The following is a 25,903-nucleotide window of genomic DNA, read 5'->3' as shown; positions in this document are numbered from 1 at the left end:
GAGGTCGGAATGCTTATGGTCTCGGTGCTGGGCCCGGTGCGGGTGCTCCGCGACGGCGTCCCGGTCCGGCTGGGGCCACGGCAGGTCGAGGTGCTGTCGATCCTGCTGCTCAACCGGGGTACGTCGGTGCCGGCGCACCGGATGGTGGAACTGCTCTGGGGTGACGCGGTCCCGCCCGGCGCACCGGCCACGCTGCGCAGTCACGTGTCGCACGTGCGCCGGGCGCTGCAGCCGGACTCCCCCGGTGCCGCCGACATCATCAGCGGCGCCGGCAGCCCGTCGGGCCGGGGCTACCGCCTTGACCTGGCTCTGGAGCAGATCGACGCATACCTGTTCGCGCAGGAGTACACGCTCGCCCGCCAACTGCTGCGGGCAGGTGACGTCGAACAGACCGGCCGGGCCGTCGCGGTACTGCACGACGCGCTGGGGCTCTGGCGTGGACCGGCCTTCGCCGACGTGGCCCATCGCCCGTTCGCGCTGAAGGAGGTCGCCCGGCTCACCGCACTGCACCGCTCGGCCCGGCTCGCCCACGCCGAGGCGCTCGCCTCGCTCGGCCGGTACGGCGAGGTGATCATCGCGCTCTCCGGCGCGGTGGCGGAGGAGCCCTACGACGAGGGGCTACGCCAACTGCTCGCCGTCGCCCTCTACGCCGAGCAACGGGTCGACGAGGCTGCCCAGCTCTGCCGGGCCGGTCTGCTGCTGCTGCGCAAGCGCGGCATCGACGCCCCCGATCTCCAGCTGTTGCAGCGCCGGATCCTGCGCCGTGACCTCCCGCTGGCCAACCCGCCGCCGGGCGCGGCCACCGGCGCCGCGACGGCCGGACCGGTAGGCGTCGCCGCCGCCCAGCCACCGGCCGCCACCACCCGGCCCGTGACCGGCACGGTCCACTCCGGCACGGCCCACTCCGGCACGGCCGCCACCGACACCGGCACCGACACCGGAACAGCGGCGGGGTCGGGGGCGAGGTCGGGGACCGGTGGGCCGACCGCCACCGGACCGGTCGCGCCGCATCTGCTGCCGCCGGCTCCGGCACGGTTCGTCGGGCGCGAGGCGGAGCTGGACGAGATCCGGCGGCGGCTCGCCGAGCTGACCGACCGGGCCGAGACCATAGCCATCACCGGGCCGCCCGGAGTGGGCAAGTCCTGCCTGGTGGTCCAGGCCGGGCACGCGGTGGCGGACCGGTTCCCCGACGGCCAGTTGTACGTCAACCTGCGCGGCTTCGACCGGACCGGCCCGCTACTCGGCCCCGGTGAGGCGATCCGCGGCTTCCTCGACGCGCTCGGCGTACCGCAGCAGCAGTTCCCGGTCACCGAGGCGGCCCAGGCCGGTCTCTACCGGGCGAGGCTGGCCGGCCGACGGGTGCTGGTGGTGCTGGACAACGCCCGCGACGCCGACCAGGTACGCCCGCTGCTGGTCGGGTCGCCGGGCTGCGCCGTACTCGTCACCAGTCGCAATCAACTCGCCGACCTGGTCGCCACCGACGGCGCGCATCCGGTCGGGCTGGATCTGCTCTCCGAGACGGAGGCCCGGCAGTTGCTGGCCCGCCGGCTCGGGGACGCGCGGGTCGCCGACGAACCCGAGGCGGTGGCGGAGATCGTCAGCCGGTGCGGCCGGCTCCCGCTGGCACTGGCGATCGTGGCCGGCCGGGCGGCCCGGAACCCGCGCTTCCCGCTCGAATCCTTCGCCGCCGAGCTACGCCGGGCCGACCAGGGCCTGGACGGGTTCCGGACGACCAGCCCGACCACCAACATCCGTACCGTCTTCTCCTGGTCCTACCAGGCCCTCAGCCCGGCGGCGGCGCGACTGTTCCGGCTGCTCGCACTGGCGCCCGGTGCCGGTATCACCGTGCCGGCGGCGGCCAGCCTCGCCGCCGAGCCGGCCGCCCGGCTCCGTCCGGTCCTCGCCGAGTTGGCCGCCGCCCACCTGGTCGCCGAGGTGATCCCCGGGCGGTACGCCTGCCACGACCTGTTACGGGCGTACGCCGTCGAGCTGGCCGGCGACGACCCGGAGGACGGACGTCAGGCCGCCGAACGCCGGCTGCTCGACCACTACCTGCAGACGGCCCGCGCCGCCGACCGACTGATCTGGCCGCAGCGGGACCCGATCGCCATCCCGCCGCCCCGGGCAGGGGTGGTCGCCGAGCACTTCGCCGACCAGCACTCGGCGCTGGCCTGGTTCGCCGCCGAGCACGCCGTACTGCTGGAGGTGGTCGCCCGGGCGGTCGACACCGGATTCGACGCACCCGCCTGGCAGCTCGCCTGGACCCTGGTGAACTTCTTCGACCATCGGGGCCACTGGGACGACTGGCTGACCACCTTCGGCCGGGTGATGCCGGCGCTCGACCGCCTCGGTGACCGGTCCGCCCAGGCACACGCCCACCGGATCCTCGGTGCCGCGTACGTGCGGTTGCGGCGCCACGACAACGCGCGGGCGGCGTACCGGCGCGCGCTGGACCTCTTCGGCGAACTCGGCGACACCGTCGGCGAGGCGTTCACCCATCGCAGCCTGGGCTGGCTGGCCGAACGGCAGGCCGACCCGGAGAGTGCGCTCCGCAGCGACCTGCGGGCGCTGCGGCTCTTCCAGCAGGTGGGTCACCTGGACGGCCAGGCCAGCGCCCTCAACTCGGTCGGCTGGTGCCAGGCGCTCCTCGGCCGCTACCGGGAGGCGATCGACCACTGCGAACAGGCCCTGCTGCTGCACCGGAAGAACGGCAACCGGGGCGGCGAGGCGAGCGCCCTGGACAGCCTCGGCTACGCCCACCACCTCCTCGGCGACCACACGTCGGCGATCGGCTATCTGCGCCAGGCGGTCGAGCTGTGCCGGGAACTCGGCCGGTGGACCCAGGAGGCGGAGTCCCTGCACCGGCTCGGCGACGCGCAGTACGCCGCTGGTGCGGTGCCCGCCGCCCGCCTGGCCTGGCGGGCGGCGTTGACCATCTTCGACCGGCTGGGCCGGCCCGAGGCCGAGACTGTCCGTGGCAAGCTCGGCCACGGCCACGCCCCCGGGGCCGGTCCGCAGACGGGTTACCGAACCCGTCACCTGTAGTACCCGCCGTTGAACAGGTTGGCGTCCATTTCGAACGGGTTGTAGCAGGCACCGGGGTTGGCGCACTGTTGCTTACCGTGCTTGCGCGGGCCGAAGACCTGGTACGCCCGCTTCGAGAGGTTGTCCATCTTGGTGTAGAGGGCCGCGAACCAGACCGGACCGAACAGTGCCCACTGGGTGGCGTGCCGGACCTCGTGCGCCAACAGCAGCTTGTCCTTGAGCACGTCCTTTGTCGGTCGCCTGGTCAGGAAGACGTTGCCGTGGGTGTACTCCCGAGCCTTGAACGTCCACTTCGCACCGCCGCAGACCCAGAGTCCCCCGTTCGCCCGGGAGCAGGACGCACCGGCCGCGCCCGCCTCACCTCGGGCGGTGAGGCTGACGCCGAGGTTCTGCCGGGCCCGCCAGTTGGAGAACTCCTTGCCGAGCACCGTCTGCACCAGCTCACCGAGCGCGGTGACGAAGTTCGCCAGCGTTTCGATCCGGGCCTTCAGCCCCTCCTTGGCCTGGCTGCTCAGCGATTTCGCGCCGAGCTCCTTGTAGATGTCGTCGACCTCGGCGTTGACGATCGACGCGATCCTGTTGAGTTCGGCGCGGACCTCCTTGCTGTCCGGGTCCTTCTTGAGCAGGTTGACCAGCTTGGTCAGGATGTCGTGCAGCGCGTCCGGGTCGCGGAACGCGTGCTTCATCACCTTCTTCAGCTCGGCCTTGAGCTGCTTCTGTTGCTCCTTCTGCGTCTTGCGCCCGTCCGGGTCGCTGAACGAGGTCGGGTTGTTCTCCGCATACGCGTAGCCCTGGAGCTGCTGCGGGTCCTCCACGTCCGTGACCGGATCGGCGGAGATGAACCGGCCGATCGCCGGGTCGTACTCGCGCGCCCCGAGATGGGTCAGCCCGACCGACGGGTCGCGCTGCCCGCCGACGAAGCCCCGCTCGTCCGGCCAGGCCGCCGGGATCGCGCCGCGCGACTCCCCGAACGGCAGGTGCCGGCGGACGGTCACGGCCAGTGAGGTCGCGTCGACCGCCAGCTCCGCGGTGCCGTGCAGGTCGGTGGCGACCCAGGCCAACCCGGCCGGGGTACGCACGGCGACCGGCTCGCCTCCGAACCGGTACGACCGGGTGCCGGTGACCGCATCCGTTGCCGAGTCGAGGCGCAGCTCCATCCCGTCCAGGTAGAGCGTGGCGCCGCCCGGGTCGCGGCGGAGCAGCCGGTTGCCGTCGGCGTCGTAGACGAAGCTGGTCACCGCGTTGCCGGCGGTCACGCTGGCCAGGTGCCCCTCGGCGTCCCAGCTCAACACCTGCCCCGGCCGGGCGGTGGTGTTGCCGACGGCGTCGTAGGAGTAGGAGTCCGTACCCGGGCCACCCCGGCCGGTCCGGTTCACCGTGCGTACCGTGTGCGGCTGCGCGGTGCCGGCGGCCGGATAGGTGTAGCTGGCCACGCTGTCGCCGCCGGCCGCGTGCCGCACCTCGGAGAGCCGGTTCCCGGCCACGTCGTAGGTGTAGTCGTGCCAGTAGGGTGCCGGGCCGCCCAGCGCGGCCACGCTCGGCGCGGCGGCACAGCCGCCGGTCGGCGTCCAGGCCGCGACCAGCCGGCGCAGATGGTCGTAGCGGAAGCACTGGGTGTCCGCCACCCCGCCCGCCGGGGTATCGGTGACCGAGCGCAGGTTGCCGGCCGGGTCGTAGTCGTAGCGCCGGTCGGCGACCGAAGCCTGGCTCGCCGTCTCCCGGGTCAGCTGGGCCCGCACCACCCGCCGGGTCGCCGGGTCGTAGCTGAACGTCTGCCACACCCGCGTTCCGGCGACGCCGGACGTCTGCTCCAGCGGCTCCGCCAGCTCGGTGTAACGGGCGGCGGTGACGTAGCCGGCCAGTCCGGTCAGGGTCGAGGAGAGCCCGAGCGGGGTGTAGCCGAAGGTCAGCGTCTCGTCCGGCAGCCCGCCGAGGCTGCTCCGCCCGGCCACGAACGGCATCCGCACCGTGGCGACCTGGCCGACGTCGTTGTAGGTGAGCCGGTTCTCGTAGCGCCCGGCCAGCTCGTTCTCCGCCGCCGGGATGGTCACGGCGGTGCCGGTCGGCCGACCCGCCTGGTCGTAGCCGAGCACCTCGGTGGTGTACGCCTGCCCGTTCACGTAGCGGGTGCTGCTCGCCGGCAGGCCCACCCCGCCCGGTGCGGTGTCGTAGCTCCACGACGCCAGCCGGGTCCCGTCGAGGCTGCCCGCGTACGCCCCGATCTTGCGTCCGGCAGCGTCGTAGTCGTACGCGACGGTCTGGCCGCGCCCGTCGACGGTGGAGACCAGCCGGTCGTCATCGTCGTACACGTAGCTGGTGGTGCCGGCGTCCGGATCCTCGGTGCTGATCTTCCTGCCCCGCAGGTCGTAGCCGTACCGCCAGACGTTGCCGGCCGGGTCGGTCACCGAGGAGAGCTGCCCGGCCCGGGTGTAGGTGTAGCGGGTGGCGTCGTACGCCCCGCTCGGCGCCCCGCCCGCGTACTGGCGCAGCTCCACCGTCTTCCCCTCCACGTCGAGGATCCGGGTCGTCGCCGTCTCCCCGTCCGGCGGGTCGATCGAGACCCGGTCACCGCCGTACGTCGTCGTGGTGCGCCACTTCTCCACCCCGTACGAGCGCAGCGCCTCCACCGTCGGCCGGCCCGCGCCGTCGTACTCGTAGGTCGTCGCCGCCGGTACGGACTCCTCCGCCGCGGTGGCGAGGGTGCCGGTCGGCGGGGACGAGTGGTAGTAGGGAGCGTTCTTCCGGACCACCCGGCCCTGCGAGTCGTAGAGGACGTCGGTGACGATCCGGCCCCCGGACGGCGACGGGTCCTGGGTCTGCCGCTCCCGCAGCAGCCCGTCCAGCAGCACGTAGCTGGTGGTGTAACCGCCGTCGCCGCGCAGCGTGGCGGTGCTGACCACGCTCGGCCCGCCGGCACTGACCTGGTACGTGTGCCGCCGGCTGGCGGTGGCGCAGGAGGTACGCGGCCGGCCCGGCTCCCACACGCAGCTCAGCCGCCCCAGCGGGTCGTAGCTGGCCTCGGTGCGCCGCCCGCCCGCGTCGACCTGGGCGACCGGCTGGGCGCGGGCCGGGTCGAGGAAGGTGGTCTCGCTCTGCCCGAGCGGGTTGGTCCGGACGAGCCGGGTCACCGGCCCGCCGGTGGCCGGCGTGAAGGTGGTGGTCGACCGGTTGCCGTCCGAGTCGACGGTCTGCACCGCCCGGCCGTGACTGTCGTAGCTCGCCCGGACGTTGGTCACGAACGACTGTCCGGTGGCACCCCAGGAGGCGGTCTTGTCGTGCCGGGTGGTGTGGCCGGCGGCCGGGATCGTGCCGGTCGTCGCGGCACCGTCGTAGTAGAGCCGCTCGTCGGAGATCAGGTCGGCCGGGTACCGGGGGATGGAGTCGCAGGACCGGCTCAGTTTCAGCACCCGGGACGGCAGGTTCGTCAGGTGCCGGTCCGGGCTGGTCGCGTAGCTGGTCTGGGTACACCGGTCGTCGGTGCTGTCGGCGATGTCACCGAGGTCGTTCACCTGCCGGATCCGCCCCTGCGCGTCGAAGCTGCGGTGCTCCTCGGCGACCCGGACGCCGCCGCCGGCCAGCGCCGCCCGCTTGCGGACCACCGCGACGTCGAGCTGGTGCGCCTGCAACGGGTCGTTGCCGGTCCGGGCCCGGGTGGCCAGCGGCGCGGTCAGGTACGGGTCGTTGATCGTACTGGTCACCATCGGCCCGCCGACGCCGTCGAAGACCGTCGTCTCCCGGGTGAAGCCGCTGAGCCGGGGGTGGTCCTCCAACTGCTTCCCGGTCGAGTCGGTGACCTGCACGTCGCGCCGCCCGCCGCCGGAGAGCCGGTCGTCGTCCATGCCGCGCAGGAACAGGTGCTCGGTGAGGCCCTGCACGCCGGCCGAGGAGTTGCCGGTGCGCACCCGCACCTTCTGGTAGCCGCGCCAGTGGTTCCAGTCCCGCCGGTTCGTCGGGGTCGCCTCCGAGTCGTCGTAGTGCCAGGCCGCGCCGCCGACGTACTCGTACTGGGTCAGGCGGGTCGGACCGCCACCGACCAGGTCCGCCTCGGCGACCTGGGTCACCACGTACTTGTAGAAGACGTCCGGTCCGGCGTACGGGCTGGGCAGCCGCCCGTTCGGATAGCACCGGCTCACGTTCTGGTCCGGGGCGAGGTACGGCTCGACGCCGCACTGCACCGCCGAGTACGAGACCTGGATCTGACCGCCGGTCTCGGTGTTGATCCGGTTGACCCGCCACTTGTACAGCGACGGGAAGTCCGAGTTGCCGTTGTGCCGGTTCTTCATCGACACACCGCTGAACGTCACCTCGGGCAGTGCGACCGTGCCACCGGAGTGCCCGGTCCGGGTGATGCCGGCCAGCCACAGCGACCGGGAGGCGTCGTTCTCCTCGCCCCACGGTTCGTCGGCCGGATACGGGTCCGGGTACGACTGGCGCAACGTCCACGAGTCGACGTCACGCAGCGCGCCGTCGACCAGGACCTGGGTGGTGACCGCGCCGAGCCGCTTGCTGGTCCAGAACGTCGGCGTCCAGTAGTAGGTGCAGGAACCCTGACACTGCTGGTCCCACGGCACGTCGGGCCAGTTCGACCAGTTGGCGGAGCTGGAGGTGCAGCTCGATCCGGCGTTGCGGCACCGGTCGGCCGCGGTGAAGACCACCCGGGCGCCCGGCGTGGTGGAGTAGACCGTGCCGTCCCGCTGCCCGTAGTCGATCCGGCTCAGGTAGGCGCTCCGGACGTAGCTGGTGGTCTCCCCGAAGTAGGGCATGCCGTTGTACCGCCCGTAGCTGTTGGTCTCCCGCTGGTACCAGTACGACATCGCGTCGCCGTTGCGGTCGACCACGTAGTCGAGGTTCCACCGGTAGGCCTGGTGGCACCAGGAGGTGGCGGCGCTCGACGTCCGGCACGGTTCGCCCGCGTGGTTGCCGAAGACCGGCGCGGTCTGGGTCGAGTTGGTCTCGGGTCGCCCCGACTCCCAGCCGGTCGGCCGGTTCAGTCCGAAGTAGTACCGGGTGCCGTCGGGTGAGCTGAGCCGCCAGTACTCGCCGTCGTCGTCACCGTTGTTCGCACCGGTCAGCTTTTCGATCTTCCAGCCGCTGTCGTTCTGCGCCCGCCAGGTGCCGGTGACGTCGTCCCGGACCAGGGCACCGCCGACGCCGGGGAAGGCGGCGGTCGCGTTGTCGGAGACCCAGCACAGGTCGGAGGCGTCGACCGAGCCGCCGGTGTCGTCCCGGCAGGTCCGGTAGGAGCGTTCGATGTAGCCGGTGGCCAGGTCGAAGCCCTCGCCGATCCAGGACGGCTGGTTGTTCGAGGAGCCGGCCCGGCCGTCCACGCTGGACGCCGAATAGTTGATCGCGAGTTCCGGTGTCGGACCGGGCACCTTGGGCGCCGCCAGCGGGTAGTTCCAGGAGAAGTCACCGGACTGGAGCCCGACCTGCCAGGTCGCCGACGGTGCCAGCTTGGTCGCGGCGAACGAACCGGTACTGCCGGCTGCCGCCGCCGTGACCGCGTAGACCGCGTCGGTGGCGCCGGGCACCTCGACCTCGGCGACGAGCCGCCGGGCGGCGGCCTCGTTGCGCCCCGGTACGGGGGTGGCGGCACCCTTGCAGTCGGCCGCCCTGGCCGCCGGTGCGGTCACGCAGTCCGGCAGCCGGAGCAGGCGCAGGCGGGTGCCGAAGCTGCCGCCGGCCGCGGCTGCGAAGCCCGAGTAGTCGACCTCCACGGTGGCCCGGCCCGGTGCGGTCACCCCGTCGGCGCGGCGCAACCTCAGCAGTACGCCGGTGAGGTTGATCCCCCGGGCCGCCGCCTGGTCCAGCACCTGCACGCGTACCCGCTCCGGCCCCGCGCCCGCCGCCGGCGCGCCCACCCGGACCGGCAGTTCGCCGGCCCGGGCCCGGCGTGGCTCCTGGGCGGCGGACCGGCCGGTCAGCGGGGTCGGCGGTGCCACCTCGGCGACCCCGGCCGCCGGCCAGCGCACCGCGACCGGCTCCCGCGAATCGGCCATGGTGGCCGGGTCGGGCCCGGCCGGACGGACCGGAACCGCCGCGACCGGTACCGACGCCATCCGCTCGACCGCCGGCCGGGCCGCTGCGCCCGCCAGCTGGTCGACGGGGGGCCGGGCCGCCGCGGCGACACTTCCGGCAGGTACGACCAGAGGGGCCGCCACGACCGCCGTCAGGGCCGCGACCATCACCCGGGTACGTCTCATGCCCGTCCTCCAGCTTCGCAAGACATCGACACCTGCAACGCTATGCAGCGCCCGTCCAGCGGAGCGCACATCGCGACGCATACCGGCCGGGGCGGTCGCGGGAGCCGGGCCGTCCGCCTACGGGCTGGAGTGGGAGAGCGGACGGCGGTGACCCCGGCGCGCACGGGGCGCACCGGGGTCACGGGTCGGGTCGGTCAGGTCGGTCAGGTGGATCGGGTCAGAGCGTCAGCGACCACCCGTCGATGTAGCCGCTGTCCCCGAGCTCCGCGTCCTGCACCCGCAGCCGCCAGGCGCCGTTGCGGCCCTCCCCGGACAGGTTCACCTGATAGGTGCGGTCGATGTTCTGGGCGGCCTCGCCGGTCCGGTTGTGCAGCACGTACGCGCTGCCGTCCGGCGCGACCAGGCTCACCACCAGGTCACCGATCCAGGTGTGCACGATGTGCACCTCGACCTCGCTGGTCGCCGACGCGTTGCCAGAGCACCCCGACAGGGTGATCGTGCTCTGCACGGTGGAGAGGCTGGTGATGGGCACGTCCGTGTTGTTGCTGCCGTAACAGACCGTCGGCGAGTTACCGCCGGCCAGGTCCAGCGACCACGAGTCGAGGTAACCGGTGTCGAGATAGGCGACGTCCTGCACCCGCAGCCGCCACGTGCCGTTCGCCGTCTCGCCGGAGAGGTCCACCCGGTAGACCTGGTTCAGGTTGTCGGCGTCACCGCCGGTCCGGTTGTGCAGCACGTACGCGCTGCCGTCCGGCGCGACCAGGCTCACCACCAGGTCACCCCGGTAGGTGTGCACGATGCGTACCTCGACGGTGCTGGAGGCGGAGGCGTTGCCGGCGCAGCCGGAGACCGTGATCGTGCTCTCCGCGGTCGACGCGTCCGGGATGGTCAGGTCGGTGGGGTTGCTGCCGGAGCAGGTTCCGGGGCTGCCGCCACCACCGCCGCCCAGGTCGAGGCGCCACGAGCTGAGGTAGCCGACGTCGAGCGCGGCGGCGTCCTGCACCCGCAGCCGCCAGGTCCCGTTCGCCGCCTCACCGGATAGGTCGACAGCGAACGTCTGGTCGAGGTTCGCCGCGTCACCGCCGGTCCGGTCGTGCAGCACGTACGCGCTGCCGTCCGGCGCGACCAGGCTCACCACCAGGTCACCCCGGTAGGTGTGCACGATGTGCACCTCGACGGCGCTGGTCGTCGACGGTACGGCGGAACACCCGGAGATCGTGATCGTGCTCTCCACACTGGACGCGTCCGGGATCGGCGTGGCGGTGTCGTTGGATCCCGAACAGCCCGGCGGCCCCTGCACGGTCAGCGCGTACGTCGCCGCCCGGGTGGCCTCGGTGCCGGTGCCGGTGACCGTCACCGAGTAGCTGCCCGGTGGAGTCGACCCGGCCACGTTGATCGTCAGCGTCGACGACCCGCCCGAGGTGATCGAGGCCGGCGCGAACGAGGCCGTCGCACCCGCCGGTAGCCCGCTCGCGGTCAACGTCACCGGCTGGGGGTCACCGGCCGTCACCGTCGTGTTCACCGTCGCGGTGAGCGAGCCGCCCGGCGGCGTCGAACCGGCGGCCGGCGAGACCGAGACGCTGAAGTCGTGCTCCGCCGGCGCGGCGTTCTCGACGTGCAGCAGGACGTTCGGCGAGCCCGGCCCCGGGTTGATCACCGCACCGGTGGTGCCGTTGCCGACCAGGTGGTCCCGCACCTGTCGCGGGGTGAAGGTCGGGTTCTGGGCCAGCACCAGCGCGGCGGCGCCGGCCACGTGCGGCGACGCCATCGAGGTGCCGTTCCACGTGTCACTGGAGGTGTTGCTGTCGATCGTCGAGGAGGTGATCGCCACCCCCGGCGCGAAGATGTCGACGCAGCTGCCCCAGTTGGTGAACGACGCCCGCTCGTCGTTGCGCCCGATGCCCTCCTCGTCACCGCCGGTCGCCGCCACCGTGATCGCGTTCGGGGCGCTGGCCGGGGAGCTGTCACAGGCGTCGCCCTCCTCGTTGCCCGCCGCAACCGCGAAACTCACCCCGTCGGCGACCGCGTTCTCCACCGCCGTGTCGATGGTGCTCGACGTCGGCCCGCCCAGGCTCATGTTCGCCACCGCCAGCTCGCCCGGGTCGTGGTCACCGGTCACCCAGTCGATGCCGGCGATGACCTGCCCGTACGTGCCGCTGCCCGTACAGTCCAGCACCCGCACCGCGACCAGGGTCACGCCCTTGGCCACCCCGTACTCACGGCCACCGGCGGTGCCGGCCACGTGGGTGCCGTGGCCGTCGCAGTCGTCGGCCGTCCCGCCGTCGATGGCGTCGTAGCCGGAGACCGCCCGCCCGCCGAAGGTACTGTGCGAAAACCGGATGCCGCTGTCCACGATGTACACCCGGACGCCGGAGGCGGTCGTCGGATAGGTGTAGCTGTTGTCCAGGGCCAGCGGTCGCTGGTCGATCCGGTCCAGCCCCCAGGAGGGTGTCGGCGACTGGGTGTCGGTCTTGCGCACCCGGTGGTTCTGCTCCACGTACGCCACCGACGGGTCGGCCGCGACCCGCCGGGCCATCTCGGCGGAGCCGGTGAACTCGAATCCGCGCACCGCGTGCCGGTAGGTGCGGGCGACCTTGCCGCCAACCCGGCCGGCCAGCGTGCCGGCCCGGTCGCCCACCGCGCGCGCGGCGACGGCGGTGTCCCGGAACGCGACGATGTAGCTGTCCGGCACCGCCGTCGCCCCACCGGCGTGCCGGATCACGCCCTCGTCTGCCGGGACCGGCTTCGCGGACGCCGGCGGCGCCATCGCCGCCGCCATCCCCACGGCGAGCGCCGCGACCGTCCCGGCCAGCATCCCGCGCGTCCTCCACCGGCCCGCCGGCCGTATCAGGTGTGTCACTGCCTGTCTCCTCCCTCGCGCCGAGACGGGTCCGATGCGGGCGGCTGCCCACATCGGACCCGAGATCGACTACCGGCGATGCTAAGCGACACATCGGTCCGCCGACGGCGGGTGATCGGCCGGAAAATCCGCTGTATACGCCGGATGTGCTGTCCCGTGTACGCCCGGGGCCGCACGGCGCCGCGCGGCACTGTGCGGCACGTGCGAGGGCCAGCCGGAGTCAGCCGGGTTGGACGGAGAGACCGTGCCGGAACACGTTGCGGGGATCCCAGCGTGCCTTCACCCGGCGCAGCCGCGGATAGTTGGCCCCGTAGTACAGCGAGTACCACGGCACGCCGGAGGTGTTCCAGGCCGGGTCGGCGAGATCGACGTCCGGATAGTTGATGTAGGAGCCGTCGTTGACGTCGCCGGACACCGGCACTCCGCCGGTGTCCGGGTACATGTCACGGTAGAACTCGCGGATCCACCCCAGGTGCCGGGCGTCCTCGGCCGGGTCGGCCCAGCCGGCGAGGTAGAACAGCTTGATCACCGAGTCGCGCTGCACGGTGGCGGTCGCCGCCGACGGTACCGCGTTGATCTGCCCGCCGTAGGTGTTGAGGCTCAGCGACCCGGCCGGGTTGGCGTAGTCGGTGCGGGTCAGGTGGTGGTACGCGGCGGCGATCTGCCGGTCGGTGAGGCCCCGCCGCAGGTATCCCGCCTTCGTCTTGAGCCGCCACTGCTTGCCGTCGTCGCCGTTGCCCCGCAGCGCCGAGGTGAGCCACGGCAGGACCTCCTGGGTGCGCACCGGCGCCACGCCGACATCCGCGCCCAGCGCGGCGATGTGCTCGTCCAGCAGCCGGGTGCCGTCGGCGCCGCCGGCCACCTGACCGACCAGCGTGTGGTTGCCGGCCGGTCGCCGGGACAGCAACAGTTCGGCGTAGAGCCGGGCCGAGGGCGCACCCGCGGCGCGGTGCCGGGTGCACCAGTCGCCGAAGTTGCGGGCCAGTCTGGCGAACCCCCGCTCGTCCATGCCCTGCCACGGCCACTGCACCGTGAAGGTCAGCACGGACGCGGGCGGTCGGGGCAGCAGCCGGCTCGGGTCGTCGCCGGTCGCTCCGGGCGAGCGGAACCAGTACCGGGTGACGATGCCGAAGTTTCCGCCACCGCCACCGGTGTGCGCCCACCACATCTCCCGATTGGGGTCGTCCGGCTCGCGGCTGGCGACCACCGTCCGGGCCGTCCCGGTCCGGTCCACGGTTACGACCTCGACCGCGTAGAGGTGATCGACGACCAGGCCGTGCAGCCGGGACAGCGGACCGTACCCGCCGCCGGCGACATGCCCGCCGGCGCCCACTCCCGGGCACGACCCGCCGGGCAGGGTCACGCCCCAGCCGAGGTAGAGCCGGCGGTACACCTCGCCCAGGGTGGCGCCCGCCTCGACCACGAACGCCGCCCGGAGCGGGTCGTAGTGGACACCGGTCATGCCGGAGAGGTCAATGATCATCTGGACCTGCGGATTGTCGACGAAGTCCTCGAAGCAGTGCCCGCCGCTGCGTACCGCGATCCGTTGGCCGGCCCGCACCCCGGCCTGGACCGCGGCCCGGACCTGTTCGGTCGAGCCGACCACCCGGACCTGGTCCGGGGTGCCGACGAAACGGCGGTTGCCCCGGCGGACCAGATCCGGGTAACGCGGGTCGTCCGGGCCCACCGCGACCGGGCCGAACGGCGCCGGGCAGCCGTCGACGGCCCTTCCGGCGACGGCGGGCGCCGGCCGGTGAAGCTGATGGGCGGCCGTCCCGGCGGCAACGGCGGTGATCGCGGTGGCGCGGAGTAGATCTCTGCGGCGGTGTTCAATCATCTGGCGCATGCTCCCGTCCTGCTGTTGCTGGCGTCTCTTCGTACGGTCGGTGCCCCGCCGTACGACGTCGCCGACAACGCTAGGGACGTTCGACGTGCCAAAAAATCTTGCTATCCACCCAACAGGACGGGGGAAGACCCTACTGTCCAGCCCGTGTGGAACTGGCGGAGCCCGGGCCGTCGCCGTACCGCCTCGCCGAGCCGCTCACTCGAAGCCCATGAACCCGTCATGGTTGTAGATCACGATGCGGCCCCCGGCCGCCACGACCAGGCCGCCGCCCCTCGGCGTGAACTGGTGCCCGAAAATCACCTTCCCGGAAGCCGTGTCGACGATCTCCACGCCGTGGCCGAGCCCGAACAACGTGCCGTCGGCGACGCCCACCATCCGCCCCCGGAGCGACTGGTTGTCGCCCTTGCGGGTGGCCAACGTCCAGAGCTGCTCGCCGGTGAGCATGTCGTGGCCGATGAAGCGATACTCCTCGTCGACCAGCGACAGCACCCCTCCGACCGGCAGGCCGAGGCGGATCTTTCTGGGCAGCGGCTGGTCCCAGAGGTTCTTGCCGGTACGCGCGTCGAGGCCCCACATCCGGCCCGGTTCACCGTGGCTGGTGACGACCACGATGTCGCCGCTGGTGACCATCTCGTCGGGTGCCTCGCCCTCCGGGAAGTCGAACTGGTGCACCGGCTTGAGCGCCTTGCTCAGCACGGCGACGCTCCGCACTCTGGTATTGATGCCCTCGGTATCCTTCAACGGGTCGGGCCGGACGAGGACCACGAGGTGGTCGCGCGCCGCGCGAGGGCCCACCAGAGCGTAGTGCGACTTGCTGGTCCGCTGGTAGCGAACCTTCCCGGTGACAAGGTCGCGGCCGATCAGCTTCGCCCCGTCGGCGTAGTAGAAGACCCCGTCCAGGATCGCTCCCGGCTCCGGGGCGGGCCGGCTGCTGACATGATTGCCCATGAACGCCCGGTGGCTCACCTTGGCGCGCCACCGCTCCTGCCCGGTCGTGGTGTCCAGGGCGACGAACTCCACCGGGGTCTTGAGTGTCTCGTGCTCCTCCCCGAGCGGCACGACCACCGTTTCCCCGGACGCCACGGGTGTCGCGACCGCGGCCCACGGTAGCTGTTGCCGCCAAAGCTTCTTGCCGCTCGCACCGTCGTAGCCGGTCAACTCCGCCTCGCCCGAGCCGTCGATCTCCTTACGTAGCCCGACGAACCGGGTGCCGTCGGAGACCAGGCCGTACCGGTGCGGAACCTCGTCGAGCTGTGGCACCTCCCAGACCTTGCTGAGCCCGACCCAGTGGTGGGAGACCGTCTCCGGAGTCCCCTTGTCGCCACCGTCGGAGAAGGCCTCCTTCGCCGGGACCCGGTGCGGCCCTTCGACCTCCGGCTCACCACCGTTCTTGGTTGGCAGAAGGCCGCACCCCGTGACGAGTGCGAGGGAGAGAACAAGGGGTAGCAGACGAAACCGATCCATGGGCAGGAAAGTACGGCGGCAACCCCCTGACCGGCAAATCCTCCCGGCCATCCTCCGGTGGGGCGCTGCGGCCCGACGGCGGCTGACACTGTTGCCGGCCGCCGCGAGTCGCGCCGTCAGGTCGGGATCGCCCTGGCCCACTCGCGCCGCGGGCTACTTCGCGCCGCGGGCTACTCGCGCCGCAGGCTACTTCGCGCCGGTCACGATTCCCGGGTTGATGCACAGCCCGGGGTTGCTCCCGTTCTTTTCCGCGATTTCCAGGCAACGGCTGATCTTGTCCACCTCCGCGTTCTTCTCGGTGATGGCCTTCTGCTTCTCCGCGTTGATCAGGTCCTGGTCGAGGTTCCGTCCCTGGGCCAGCTTGTCCTGGAACACCTTGATGTTGGCTTCGGTCTTCTCGTCGTGGTTGACCCGGATGATGGTCACGGACAGGATCTCGATGTCCTCACCGAGGCGATCCTGGGCCGAAGCCTGCACCTTCTCCGCGAAGGGCCGCAGGTCGACGTTGAGGTTTCCGGTCTTCGCGTCGATGTTCGCCAACGGGTTGTAGGTGGCGAAGGCGTCGTTGACCGCGCCGTCGAGCTGGACACCGACGCGCTGGCCCCGGAACGCCTCGAAGTCCCCCTTGTAGTCCATGAACTGCCGAGGGGCGTTCTCCGACCGCACCTGCCACTCGATGAGCAGCTCGACCCCGGCGTTCGCCAGGGTCCCGGTCCGGACCGGAACGGCGTCGTCGGCGCCGATGTGGTCGTACTTCTGCCGGCTCGCGTCCCACTCACCGACCTTCTCCCACGGGGCGACCCAGTTCAGCCCACTGCCGGTGACCTCACCGGTGGGCTTGTTGAACGAGGTGACGATGCCCACGTTCCGCACCGGTACCGAGTTCGCCGCCGAGCCGACCGTGAGCGCGACTCCGAGTAGTGCCGCACCGGCGGCGCCGCCCAGGACGCGGCCCCGTGTGCCGCTCGGCGCGAACATGCTGTACATGGCGGCGAGGACCGCGCCCGCGAAGACGACGAGAGCGCAGACAAACAGCCCTGGCATTACCGCAACTCCTCTGCTGGTCCCCGACCGGAACCCAAGGTGATCTTGCTATTTGCCGGCAGCATAACGAGCAGGGGCAACCACTGGTTCGTCCGACGGCGCTGAAGTTCGTCCGGCGGCACCGGAACGCTTCTAGCGGACCGCGCGTGCCGTTCCCTCGGCGTCGACCGCGATCCGGCCCTGCTCCCCGGCCCCGCCGCACTCGCCGGGACCGTCGACCAGCGTCGGATCGAGCGTCAGCCGCTGGTTGACGATCCGGCTGCCCGCCGGATCGGTCAGCCGCACGGTCACCTCGACCGGGTCGGACGGCATGTCGGGGAGGTCGACGAAGCCGGATTTCTCGCCGGTGGGCTCGGCATGTGCGGCACAGACATCGTCAGAGCCGCTCCCGGTGCAGTCCTCGTCGACGACCCGGGTGCTCGGCTCCAGGACGACGGTGTGTGTTCGGCAGGAGCCGCTCCAGCACACTGCCAGCTCCCCGGCGGTCACCCGCTCCGCGACCGCCTCGTCGACGGTGATGCCGATCCCCTGTCGGACGGCGATCAGAGGGCACACCCTCGCTTCGGTGCCGGCGCAACCCGCCAGGGTCGTAAGCGTCAACGCCGCAGCCAGCAAGGAACTGCCACTCGCCATCGCGCTCCAATCGGGCCGGGACGTGGTATGACGATGCCTCGACGCCTCGGTATCGTCCCAGACGGCTCCATCGCCAGCAATGAGCTCCGACCATCGATGTCGACGACGGGAGGTGGCGGGCGGCGGTTTCGACGTCCATGATCGGTGCATGGGCACGTCGGTCTGGCGAGCGTTGGAGCGAGCATCTCCCGGTCCGATCGGGCTCGCGGTGTGGATCGCGGTGACCGTACCCGCCCCGCTGCTGTTCTTCGACGCTACCCACCGGTGGGAAGAGGACCAGCGGGTGTCGACGGCGCTGTGGTGGAGCCTGGCAGCCCTTCCGGCACTCGCCGGCACGGTGGCGGCGCGCTGGACCCGGCGCACCGGCCGGCAGCGCAGCGGCTCCGGGCTCCTGGTGGCCGTCGCCGTGGCCACGCTGCTCAGCGCGGCGTTTCTGGCCGTGTCGATGGCCGTCTACCGGTGGGTCATCCCGTTGGCCGGCACCGTCGACTGGTGGGGTGTGGCGGTCCTGGGCATCGCGTTGGCGGCCGGCGGCGCGGCGATCGGTTACCCGATCGGGCTGGGCCGCACGCGTCGCGGCCGGCTCTCCGACCGGCACGGCTACCTGATCGGCGCAGCCGTCGCGATACTGGGTGTTCTCCTCGCACCGGTGACCATCCGGTTGGGCGCCGAGGGCAGCACCGCGTCGTTCGACCCGACAGCCTACGGCGGAGTGGGACCGTACGCCGACTCCGCCGGCGAGCCGGGGACGCTGTCGTTGCCGGCGTCGGGTCGGTACGCGATCTTCGCGGTGGGCTTCGCACCGGAGGATCCCGATTGCCGGGTCACCGGGGCCGGGCTGACCGGTCGGTCGGCGGAGCTAGTCGCGATTCCACCCGGGAACTACGGCGGGGACGCCGCGTCGTACGCCTGGGTCGCCTCGTTCGACGTTCCCGAACCCGGCACCTACGCGCTGTCCTGCAGTGCCTCGGACCCGCAGGCGTCCTACACGGTCGGGGAGCTGCCGCCGATCCGCGGGGCGGTCGGCGGGTTGATCCACTGGCCGTCGGCCACGATCTGGCTACTCGGGGCCGTCCCCGGTCTGCTGATCGTCGCGGACGCCGTTCGGCGACGCAACCGGACGGCGGCGCGAGGCGGAGGTAAGAGAGTTCACGGATAGGCGCGGCAACCTCTGGTCCCTAACTGTCACGCCAGCGGACCCGGGTCGGGCGAACGCCGGTGACCGCGTACTCCAAAGCCGCGTCGCGGACGGCGCCCGGTGTCACGCAGGCCAGCTTCGGACCGCAGGCGATCGGTTCGCCGCCGTAGTCGAACTCGATCCGTTCGACCCCGACCGGCCACGGGGGCAACTCCGGCTCGTAGCCCAGACTGCCGGTCGGCCCGGTCCAGTAGAGGAATCCCCGCACCGGATGCCCGAGTCCGAGCTGCAACGACGGCAGGGTCGACGGCGTACCCGGCCGGAAGCCCGGCTCCAGGAACCTCGGCGTATACATCCCGACCACCTGCGGCTCGGGCATCAACGCCGCCAGGCCACCCAGCAGGGCGTCCAACTCGGCGACGCTGCCCACCGCCTCCCACCTGCCCTGCCCCCACACCACCGCCATCATCACCCGGCGGCTCCCGCATCACCCGAGGACGCACCACCATCGCCCGGCCTGGCGGATCTCGGCAGGTCGGCGAGCCGACCGGCCAGAACCAGCCGCTCGTAGGCCCACCGCCACTCGTCGCACCGGCTCCGTCCACACCGCACGCAGATCCCGAGGTCGGGGTCGTCGGCGTGGATCAACATCGTCTCCCGGAAGTGCGCCGCCATCTCGTCGGAGACCTCGGCCGCCGCAGACGGCCGCCCAACCGGTCGATCCGTCACCGCTGATCACCCCACCACCGGCCGTCGGCCAGCCGGGCGTTCCGGGTCTGCCAACTCCGCAGCGCCGCCTTGACCCGGTCAGCGTCCGCGCGAGCGACCCGGACGTCGCGCCGCAACAGGTCCACCTCGTCGGCCAACCGGGCCAGGAACCGGTACACCTCGTCCGGGTCCAACCCGCGTCGCCACGGCCCCCTCCCGAACCGGACCGACCGGATCTCCGTCGAGGTCAGCCTCGGATACACCGCGCTCACCGCCGACCACCGCCAGCCCGATCGGGTACGCCCACCGGCGCCGCAACCGCACCACCACCCCACCCCGCCCTCCGGGCGGCTCCCGCACACCACCACACCCGTGCCCTCCCGACGTCGTCCGCACCTGTCGACTGGATCGGCACCGAGGCGGGCGGGGTCGGCAGTCCGCCACGCCGGCATGGCGGAAACCGTTGGCCACAGCACCCGCCCCGGGCCGTGGGTGGATCGTGTACGGGAATACGTCTCCTCGGAATGACGCAACGTTGGCGGGATATATACGCAAAGCGCATTGGTTCGATAACCTCGTCGGCATCTGCCCGATGCTCAACCGGCACCTCGTGGGAGTTCTGACATGTCCCGCACATCCCCGCCAGCCTGCGCCAGGTGTGGTGCCCGGTTGGCGAGAGACAACCGCACGAGAGCCTGTGGGCGATGCAGCGGCCATGCCCGCAGCTCCCTCTTCGCGCCGCCATCGTTGCCGCCGGAGTTCTGGCAGACCAGAGAATTGCGGGACGCCTTTGCTGAGCGTCATATCGGCCACGTGATCAGGGCGTACCGACATCATCCCCACCATGGACCACGGCCGCTGTCTCAGGATCTCGTGGCCGGATGGATGAGCCAGACGCAAGCCCAGCTCAGCCGCTTGGAGAACGGGCCAGGGTTGCGCGACCTCGATCGACTGGTCGACTGGGCGCTCCTCCTCGGCATGCCCGCCGAGATGCTGTGGTTCGCGCTGCCCAGTGTTGGGCAGCCGCTGGCAGAGCAGCCCCGACCTGACCGTATCGCGCTCCCCTTCATGTACGCGCTCCGTCAAGCTGATCGACAGCTCGGCGGCGCCCATCTGTACGCCACCGTCGCAACCCATCTCGCCCGGTATCCGCGCATGCCGCCGTCCACCGGTGTCAGCCCAGAGACGCCCTCCGCAGCAGCACCGGTGGCCTGCCTCGCTGAGATGGCCGGCTGGATGGCAATGGAAAGCGGCGCCAGGAGGATGGCTTATCGACATCTGTCCCAGGCCGGTGCCGCCGCTGCCGTCAGCGGCGATACCCAACTGGCTGCCCAAGTCTGCGCGAGCCTCAGCCACTTCGCCCGACGGCACGGCAATGCGAGCGATGCGGTGGCGCATGCCGAGGCAGGGTTAGGACGTCTTTGGAGCGGACCTCCCCATGGGCCGCTTGAGGCTCGGCTGCATGCGGTACGCGGCTGCGGATTGGCTGCAAGCGGACGCCCGGTCGAGGCGGTTGCGGCGATCACGGCTGCTCAGTCGGCTTTCCAGCGCGAACGTGCCTTCTCCTCGCAGTGGCTCAGCCCATTCGACGAGGCGTCACTCGCCGCCGAGGCAGCCTGGTGCTTCCTCCGGATAGGCGACCTTGCCGAGGTGGCCAGGCACGTGGACCAGGCCCTCGCGGGCCGCGAAGCCGGTCGGGTACGTAGTCGAGCCTTCGCCCAACTCACGCTGGCTACCGCGCTTCTCGGCCAGAGCCGTCCGGAGGAGGCGTGCGCTCTGATCCGCGAGGTGCTGGCATACACCACAAGTCTCGGCTCCGCCGTACTCGTCGACCAACTCAAGCATGTCGCGTTGCTGCTGAGGTCCTACTCGGAGCAATACGGCGAAGTCCCCGAGGTGATCGAGCGGGTAGACCAGGCTGTGGTTGACCGGGAGTGGATCTCGGCAACCGGTGCCCTGCATGAGCCCCCAGCAGCCCATCCACCACTATGACCAGCAACGAACCGCCGCTCTACGAACGCGACCGCGCGGCTTGGCACGAGTACCTCGCCGAAGGCAACGCCCGGCAGGCCCGCAAGCGTGTCGGCGCCGATGCCCTCATCCGGAACGACCGGGGCGAGGTCCTGCTGGTGGATCCAAGCTACAAGCCAGACTGGGACCTTCCCGGGGGCATGGTCGAACACAACGAACCGCCGCGCCAGGCCGCTGAGCGTGAACTGCGTGAAGAGTTGGGTCTCGAACTCTCGCTCGGGCCGATGCTGGTGGTCGACTGGGTTGCACCGCACGGCCCCTGGGATGACAGCCTCATGTTCGTCTTCGACGGCGGCATACTCGATGCCCGACAGATCCGTCCACTCCGTGCAGCAGATCCGGAGATCAGAGCATTTCGGTTCTACTCTTTGACACATGCGGCGACGATACTCAGACCATACGTTTGGAGACGCCTTGAGCAGGCGCTCGCTGCCGTCGCCGACGGAACGGCACGCTATCTGCATACGCTATGATCGACCGGCCAATGCGATGATGGATGTCCCAAGCTCGTCGTTGCGGTATCAAGAAGGGGCAGGTCACCGCCCGGCATCATCGTATCGAGCCTCGACCGCCGAGACCGACGGCAAAGCTTTCCTACCAGCAGCCAAGCGGCCAGCCCTCATCCGAGCGCCCACAGGGCTGGCCCAGCCCCGTTCTTGACAACCGCGTCGGGTACCCCCTCGCCGTAGACAACCCTTCGCGCCCCCGTGTCGCGCGCGGGGACGGCCACACCAATCCGCATCTGGTCCGGCGGGTTATCGATGGCAACATCTCGACGATTGTCGAATGCCGGGTACAGATACCGCCGCTAGCGCGATGATCAGCACGGCGGCCAGGAGATGGCGTCCGATCCGTTTCACACTCCTCCTGCCCCCTCCGGTACGCCACAACCTAGACCAAGGCGAGCCGGTATTCCATCAGTGGGAGGCCTTCAACCCTGTCGATGACAGCCCGGCAGAACGCTGCATCAGTGTGACGTACCCGTCCTCAAGCGACGGTGCCACCGGCACAGCGTCCGGGCTCGGCCGGGTCGGGCTGACCACCCGGTAGTGGGTGCCGTCGGTCCGGCTGATCGCCGAGACCACCACGCCCGACGGCGGCGGTGCCCCGACGGCCGACACCACCTCCCAGGTGGCGCCCTCGCCGATCCGGACCAGGTCGGTGACCATCCCGGTGTAGACCACCCGGCCGCCCGCCATCACCGCCGCGTGCTGGCAGGTCTGCGCCACGTCCTCCACGATGTGCGTACTCAGCAGCACCGTACGGCCCCCGGCCAGCCCGGCCAGCAGGGTCCGGAACCGTACCCGCTCCTCGGGGTCCAGCCCGGCGGTCGGCTCGTCGACCACGATCAGGGCAGGGTCGCCCAGCAACGCCTGCGCGATGCCGACCCGTCGCCGCATCCCGCCGGAGAAGCCCTTCATCCGCCGGCCGGCCACCTCGGTCAACGCCACCAGCTCCAGCAGCTCGTCCACCTGCCGGCGCCGGGCCCGGGTGTCGTCGAGCCCCTTGAGCAGCCCGACGTAGTCCAGGAACTCCCGGGGAGACAGGTCGGGATAGAAACCGAGATCCTGCGGCAGGTAACCGAGCCGGCGCTGCACCGCCAGCCGACCGGCCCCGGTGGTCAGGTCGTGCCCGCCGACCCGTACCTGCCCGCCACTGGGCGGCAGCACCCCGGCCAGGATCCGCATCAGGGTGGTCTTGCCGGCGCCGTTCGCGCCGAGCAGCCCGTACATGCCGCCCGGGATGGCCAGGTCGACCGAGTGCAGCGCGGTGACCCTGCCGAACCGGCGGGTCAGGCCGGTGGTCTGGATGTCCATGCGAGGTGAACCTTTCGACAGGCGGGACGCGTCAGGCGGCGTGCCGGCGACGGGACAGGACGGTGTTCGCGACCAGCAGCGGCAGCAGGCCGAACAGGACGAGTAGCGCGATGCTGAGCAGCGCGCTGCCGGCGCCCGGCTCGGGACGCAGGAAGGAGAGCCAGCCTGGCGTGCCGGCGAAGAGCGCCAGCCCGCCCGAGAGCCAGCTGGCCGGATAGTCGCCGATCGGGGTGAGCAGCGTGCCGGTCAGCGTGGGCATGAGGTCCGGGGTGAGCATGTTGCCCCAGAACCAGTAGCCGACGAAGAACACCCGGAACAGCGGCGCGGAGATCGCCAGCGGGCAGGTCAGGGCGAAGCCGGCGACGAAGGCCAGTCCGGGCAGCATGACCACGGCGAACGCGAGTACCGCCCAGCCGAGCATCAGGGGGTCGGCCCGGTGCACCGCCTCGTAGCCTCCGGCGACCACCATCAGCAGCAGCACCGGCAGCGCGGTGGCGGCGAGCCCGCCGAGGTACTTCCCGGCCAGCAGCAGACCCGGCCGGACCGGCAGGCTCTCCAGCAGCGCGGCGGTGCCGAGCCGGCGGTCCCGGACCAGCCGGTCCGCCAGCACCATGCCGAAGCCGAGCGGCAGCACGATGCCGAACAGCAGCGCCCAGCCGGCCATCACCTCCGGGGCCGTGGCGTCCGCCGGCAGGTAGCGGGGCCCGGCCGGGCCCTGGAACAACGCGATCACCGTCGCCAGGATCAGCATCGTCAGCCACAGCGACCGCTTGCGGGCCTGCATCCGGAACTCGTACCGGCCGACCGCGAGCAGTTCCGACATGCCGCTCACTCCTCCTCCTCGGACAACAGCAGATGGGGCTGGCGCAGCAGCAGCGCGACCGCTCCGGCGAGCAGCAGCCCGGTGAGGGTCAGCACCAGCCGGTTCGTCAGCCAGCCCTCCCCGGTGCCCACCCGGGAGGTGGTGAACAGGAAAAGTGGGCGGGTCCAGTCGTGCCCGACCAGCGCATCGGCGAGGATCTGCTCGCAGAGCCACAGCCCGGCGATCCCGCTGGTGGCCAGTACGACGCTGCGGCTGAGGACGGCCAGCAGCACCGCCACGGCGGCGAGCCAGATCGTCGGCGGCGCCCAGACCAGCGGCGAGGCGAGCGGGTCCGGCCCGGTCCACCAGCCGGACAGCCCGAGTCCGGCCGAGTAGACCAGCGCGGCGAGCGCGGCGGCCAGCGCCAGCACGCCGAGCCGGCGGCCGAGCGTGTGGGCGTACCGGGTCGGGAGGGCGAGTTGCAGCTCCCGGCAGCCGTCCCTGGCCACCATGGTCACCGCGGTCATCGCCACCGCCAGTGGCAGCAGGGCTTCCGGGCCGGCGAGCAACAGGTTGCCGATCTGCCGCCGCCCGGCCCCGCCGTTGCCGGCGAGCAGGGCCATCGCCACCGCGCCCAGCAGCGCCGCCGGTGGCGCGACGCCGGCCGCCCAGCCGGCGCGCCGCGCCTCGTACCGCCACAGCTGGCGGGAGCCGGCCCGACGCAGGGGAACGGGCCAGGAATATTGGGCCATCACACCACTGGGTGGGGCGCCGGGCCGCCGGGGTTCACCGGTACGCCAGGTGACCCGGGCCACATTCCGGCGCCGGTCACCGGCCGTAGGCGCGGCGTCCGAGCCCGGCCGGCAGGTAGGGCAGGAGTACGACGGTGCCGGTCGTCAGCAGCGCCGCGACCAGCAGCAGCGGTCCGCTGGTCCGCCACAGCGGCTCGACCAGCCGATCCACCGCGCCGTCCAGGGCGCTGGAGCCGGCCAGCACCCGGAGCACCCAGAGGACCATGGCGACCGCGATCCCGACCGCCGGTCGCCAGAGCACCGACAGCGCGAAGCTGACCGCCGAGAGCAGCGCCATCGGCCCGAGCCAGGCGGCGAAGAGCACCAGCGGCGCCCCGGCGTCGGACCAGGCCAGGCCGAGCGAGGCGACCGAGGCGGCGCCGAGGATCGCACCGAGCACCAGGGTGAGCCGGGCCAGCAGCACCGCGCGTACCCCGGTGGGGCTCGCCGCGACCAGCTCGCCGGCCGGATCGGCGCCGCCGCCGCAGGCCCCGGCGACACCCAGCGCGGCGACCAGGGGCACCACGACGGCCAGGACCTGCTCGGAGGTTCCCGGCGGCGCCCAGCCGGCGACGGCGGTGCCGACCGCCAGCACCACGGCGGCGACCAGCCAGACCCGCCGGTCGACCAGGCGTCGCTGGGCGGCCAGGATCCGCACCGCCCGGCGCGCGGCGGCGCCGCCGAGCGGTGCCGCATACCGGGGTACGCCCGGCGCGGCGGCCCGGGCCGGCGCCAGCCGGGCCAGCACCCCGGCGAGCAACCCCGGCGACGGTACGGCGACCGCCGCGACCCGGTCACCGACGGCGTCGGCCACCCGCCGCCACGCGGTCAGTTCGGTCGCACAGCCGGGGCACTCCGCGACGTGCCGGGCCACCCGGCCGGCCCGGTCGTCCGGCAGGGTGCCGGCGGCGAAGTCCGCCAGCAGCTCGCTCGGGTGGGTCATCGTCCCGCCTCCCGTCCGGAGATCCCGACCGCGGCGGCGTCGGGCAGCGCCCGGGCGAGCCCGGCCCGGGCGTGGAACAGTCGACTCTTCACGGTGCCGAGCGGAATGCCGAGCACCTCGGCGATCTCGGCGTGCGCGAGTCCGGCCCCGAACGCCAGGTCCAGCACCTCCCGGTACGCCGGTGCCAGCTCGGCCAGCGCGGCGGCCACCGCCCGGGCGTCGGCCCGGGCCAGCGCGACCGCCTCGGGGCCGGGCTCCCCGGTCGGCACCTCGGCGGCGGCCTCCATCGGCAGCGGGACCGGGCGGTGTCCGGTCATCCGGCCCAGGGCCTGCCGGCGGCAGATGCCGAACAGCCAGGTACGCACCGTGGACCGCCCCTCGAACGAACCGGCGCCCCGCCAGGTGGCCAGGAGGGTGTCCTGGAGCGCCTCCTCGGCCCGACCACGGTCTCCGAGCAGCCCTTCGGCGTACGCCAGCAGCGGCCGGCCGTGCCGGTCGTACAGCTCCTCGAAGGCCCGCTGGTCACCGGCGGCCACCCGGTGCAGCAGCCCGCGGTCGACGTCATCCATCCCGTCCTG

18 protein-coding genes are annotated in these 25,903 nt (G+C 72.0%); 4 read left to right on the top strand and 14 right to left on the bottom strand.

From position 1 onward, the window contains the following. Positions 1–9 precede the first annotated feature (9 nt). Positions 10–3,045, top strand: coding sequence for a tetratricopeptide repeat protein (locus EV371_RS15920; RefSeq protein ID WP_165436711.1), 3,036 nt, complete (start codon positions 10–12; stop codon positions 3,043–3,045). Here the strand turns inward: EV371_RS15920 and EV371_RS15915 are convergent. From EV371_RS15915 to EV371_RS15890, 6 genes are all read right to left on the bottom strand, one after another. Further along, a complete protein-coding gene (locus tag EV371_RS15915; protein ID WP_130462727.1) occupies positions 3,036–9,248 on the bottom strand; it encodes an RHS repeat-associated core domain-containing protein in 6,213 nt (2,070 codons plus the stop codon). The genes EV371_RS15920 and EV371_RS15915 overlap by 10 nt on opposite strands. Positions 9,249–9,465: 217 nt before the next feature. Continuing rightward, on the bottom strand, positions 9,466–12,063 hold the full coding sequence (locus EV371_RS15910; protein WP_486484942.1) for a proprotein convertase P-domain-containing protein: 2,598 nt from the start codon (positions 12,061–12,063) through the stop codon (positions 9,466–9,468). Positions 12,064–12,328: 265 nt separating this feature from the next. Further along, the gene (locus EV371_RS15905; protein ID WP_130462726.1) at positions 12,329–13,945 is read right to left on the bottom strand and encodes an FAD-binding oxidoreductase; all 1,617 of its coding nucleotides are present in this window, start codon (positions 13,943–13,945) and stop codon (positions 12,329–12,331) included. A 204-nt stretch (positions 13,946–14,149) separates the two neighbouring features. Then, entirely contained in the window at positions 14,150–15,418 is a 1,269-nt protein-coding gene (locus EV371_RS15900) for an outer membrane protein assembly factor BamB family protein (RefSeq protein ID WP_165436710.1), read from the bottom strand. Positions 15,419–15,604: 186 nt separating this feature from the next. Continuing rightward, positions 15,605–16,462, bottom strand: coding sequence for an SPFH domain-containing protein (locus EV371_RS15895; RefSeq protein WP_130462724.1), 858 nt, complete (start codon positions 16,460–16,462; stop codon positions 15,605–15,607). Positions 16,463–16,594: 132 nt separating this feature from the next. Beyond that, the gene (locus tag EV371_RS15890; RefSeq protein ID WP_130462723.1) at positions 16,595–17,017 is read right to left on the bottom strand and encodes a hypothetical protein; all 423 of its coding nucleotides are present in this window, start codon (positions 17,015–17,017) and stop codon (positions 16,595–16,597) included. A 226-nt stretch (positions 17,018–17,243) separates the two neighbouring features. Between EV371_RS15890 and EV371_RS15885 the strand changes: the two genes are divergently transcribed. Continuing rightward, positions 17,244–18,254: a hypothetical protein gene (locus EV371_RS15885; RefSeq protein WP_130462722.1), complete on the top strand. Its 1,011-nt coding sequence runs from the start codon at positions 17,244–17,246 to the stop codon at positions 18,252–18,254. A gap of 19 nt (positions 18,255–18,273) precedes the next feature. Here EV371_RS15885 and EV371_RS15880 read toward each other — a convergent pair whose 3' ends face one another. The 3 genes from EV371_RS15880 to EV371_RS33415 are packed head-to-tail and all read right to left on the bottom strand — an operon-like array spanning position 18,274 to position 19,213. After that, complete coding sequence (locus EV371_RS15880) at positions 18,274–18,702, bottom strand: Imm1 family immunity protein (RefSeq protein ID WP_349337566.1); 429 nt, start codon at positions 18,700–18,702, stop codon at positions 18,274–18,276. Beyond that, on the bottom strand, positions 18,702–18,962 hold the full coding sequence (locus EV371_RS15875; RefSeq protein WP_130462720.1) for a hypothetical protein: 261 nt from the start codon (positions 18,960–18,962) through the stop codon (positions 18,702–18,704). The genes EV371_RS15880 and EV371_RS15875 overlap by 1 nt, the downstream gene beginning before the upstream one ends. Then, on the bottom strand, positions 18,959–19,213 hold the full coding sequence (locus EV371_RS33415; protein WP_165436709.1) for a DivIVA domain-containing protein: 255 nt from the start codon (positions 19,211–19,213) through the stop codon (positions 18,959–18,961). The genes EV371_RS15875 and EV371_RS33415 overlap by 4 nt, the downstream gene beginning before the upstream one ends. Positions 19,214–19,826: 613 nt before the next feature. On the opposite strand from EV371_RS33415, the gene EV371_RS15865 reads away from it, so the two are divergent. Together EV371_RS15865 and EV371_RS15860 are read left to right on the top strand one after the other, a co-directional pair. After that, entirely contained in the window at positions 19,827–20,933 is a 1,107-nt protein-coding gene (locus EV371_RS15865; protein WP_130462718.1) for an NsdA family TPR-like regulatory protein, read from the top strand. Then, positions 20,930–21,445 (top strand): NUDIX domain-containing protein, encoded by a 516-nt coding sequence (locus EV371_RS15860; protein WP_130462717.1) that lies wholly within the window; start codon positions 20,930–20,932, stop codon positions 21,443–21,445. Before EV371_RS15865 ends, EV371_RS15860 begins: the two co-directional genes overlap by 4 nt. Before the next feature lie 444 nt (positions 21,446–21,889). Here EV371_RS15860 and EV371_RS15855 read toward each other — a convergent pair whose 3' ends face one another. The 5 genes from EV371_RS15855 to EV371_RS15835 all read right to left on the bottom strand — a co-directional run bounded on the left by EV371_RS15855 (position 21,890) and on the right by EV371_RS15835 (position 25,894). Then, positions 21,890–22,789, bottom strand: coding sequence for an ATP-binding cassette domain-containing protein (locus EV371_RS15855; protein WP_130462716.1), 900 nt, complete (start codon positions 22,787–22,789; stop codon positions 21,890–21,892). A gap of 31 nt (positions 22,790–22,820) precedes the next feature. Beyond that, positions 22,821–23,621, bottom strand: coding sequence for a hypothetical protein (locus tag EV371_RS15850; protein WP_130462715.1), 801 nt, complete (start codon positions 23,619–23,621; stop codon positions 22,821–22,823). Further along, the gene (locus tag EV371_RS15845) at positions 23,618–24,343 is read right to left on the bottom strand and encodes a hypothetical protein (RefSeq protein ID WP_130462714.1); all 726 of its coding nucleotides are present in this window, start codon (positions 24,341–24,343) and stop codon (positions 23,618–23,620) included. Before EV371_RS15845 ends, EV371_RS15850 begins: the two co-directional genes overlap by 4 nt. A 76-nt stretch (positions 24,344–24,419) precedes the next feature. After that, the gene (locus tag EV371_RS15840) at positions 24,420–25,325 is read right to left on the bottom strand and encodes a zf-HC2 domain-containing protein (RefSeq protein WP_130462713.1); all 906 of its coding nucleotides are present in this window, start codon (positions 25,323–25,325) and stop codon (positions 24,420–24,422) included. Beyond that, positions 25,322–25,894: a sigma-70 family RNA polymerase sigma factor gene (locus EV371_RS15835; RefSeq protein ID WP_130462712.1), complete on the bottom strand. Its 573-nt coding sequence runs from the start codon at positions 25,892–25,894 to the stop codon at positions 25,322–25,324. The genes EV371_RS15840 and EV371_RS15835 overlap by 4 nt, the downstream gene beginning before the upstream one ends. Between the last annotated feature and the right edge of the window lie 9 nt (positions 25,895–25,903).

Source organism: Plantactinospora sp. CNZ321 (assembly GCF_004217235.1).
This window is presented reverse-complemented; position numbering and strand designations above follow the sequence as displayed.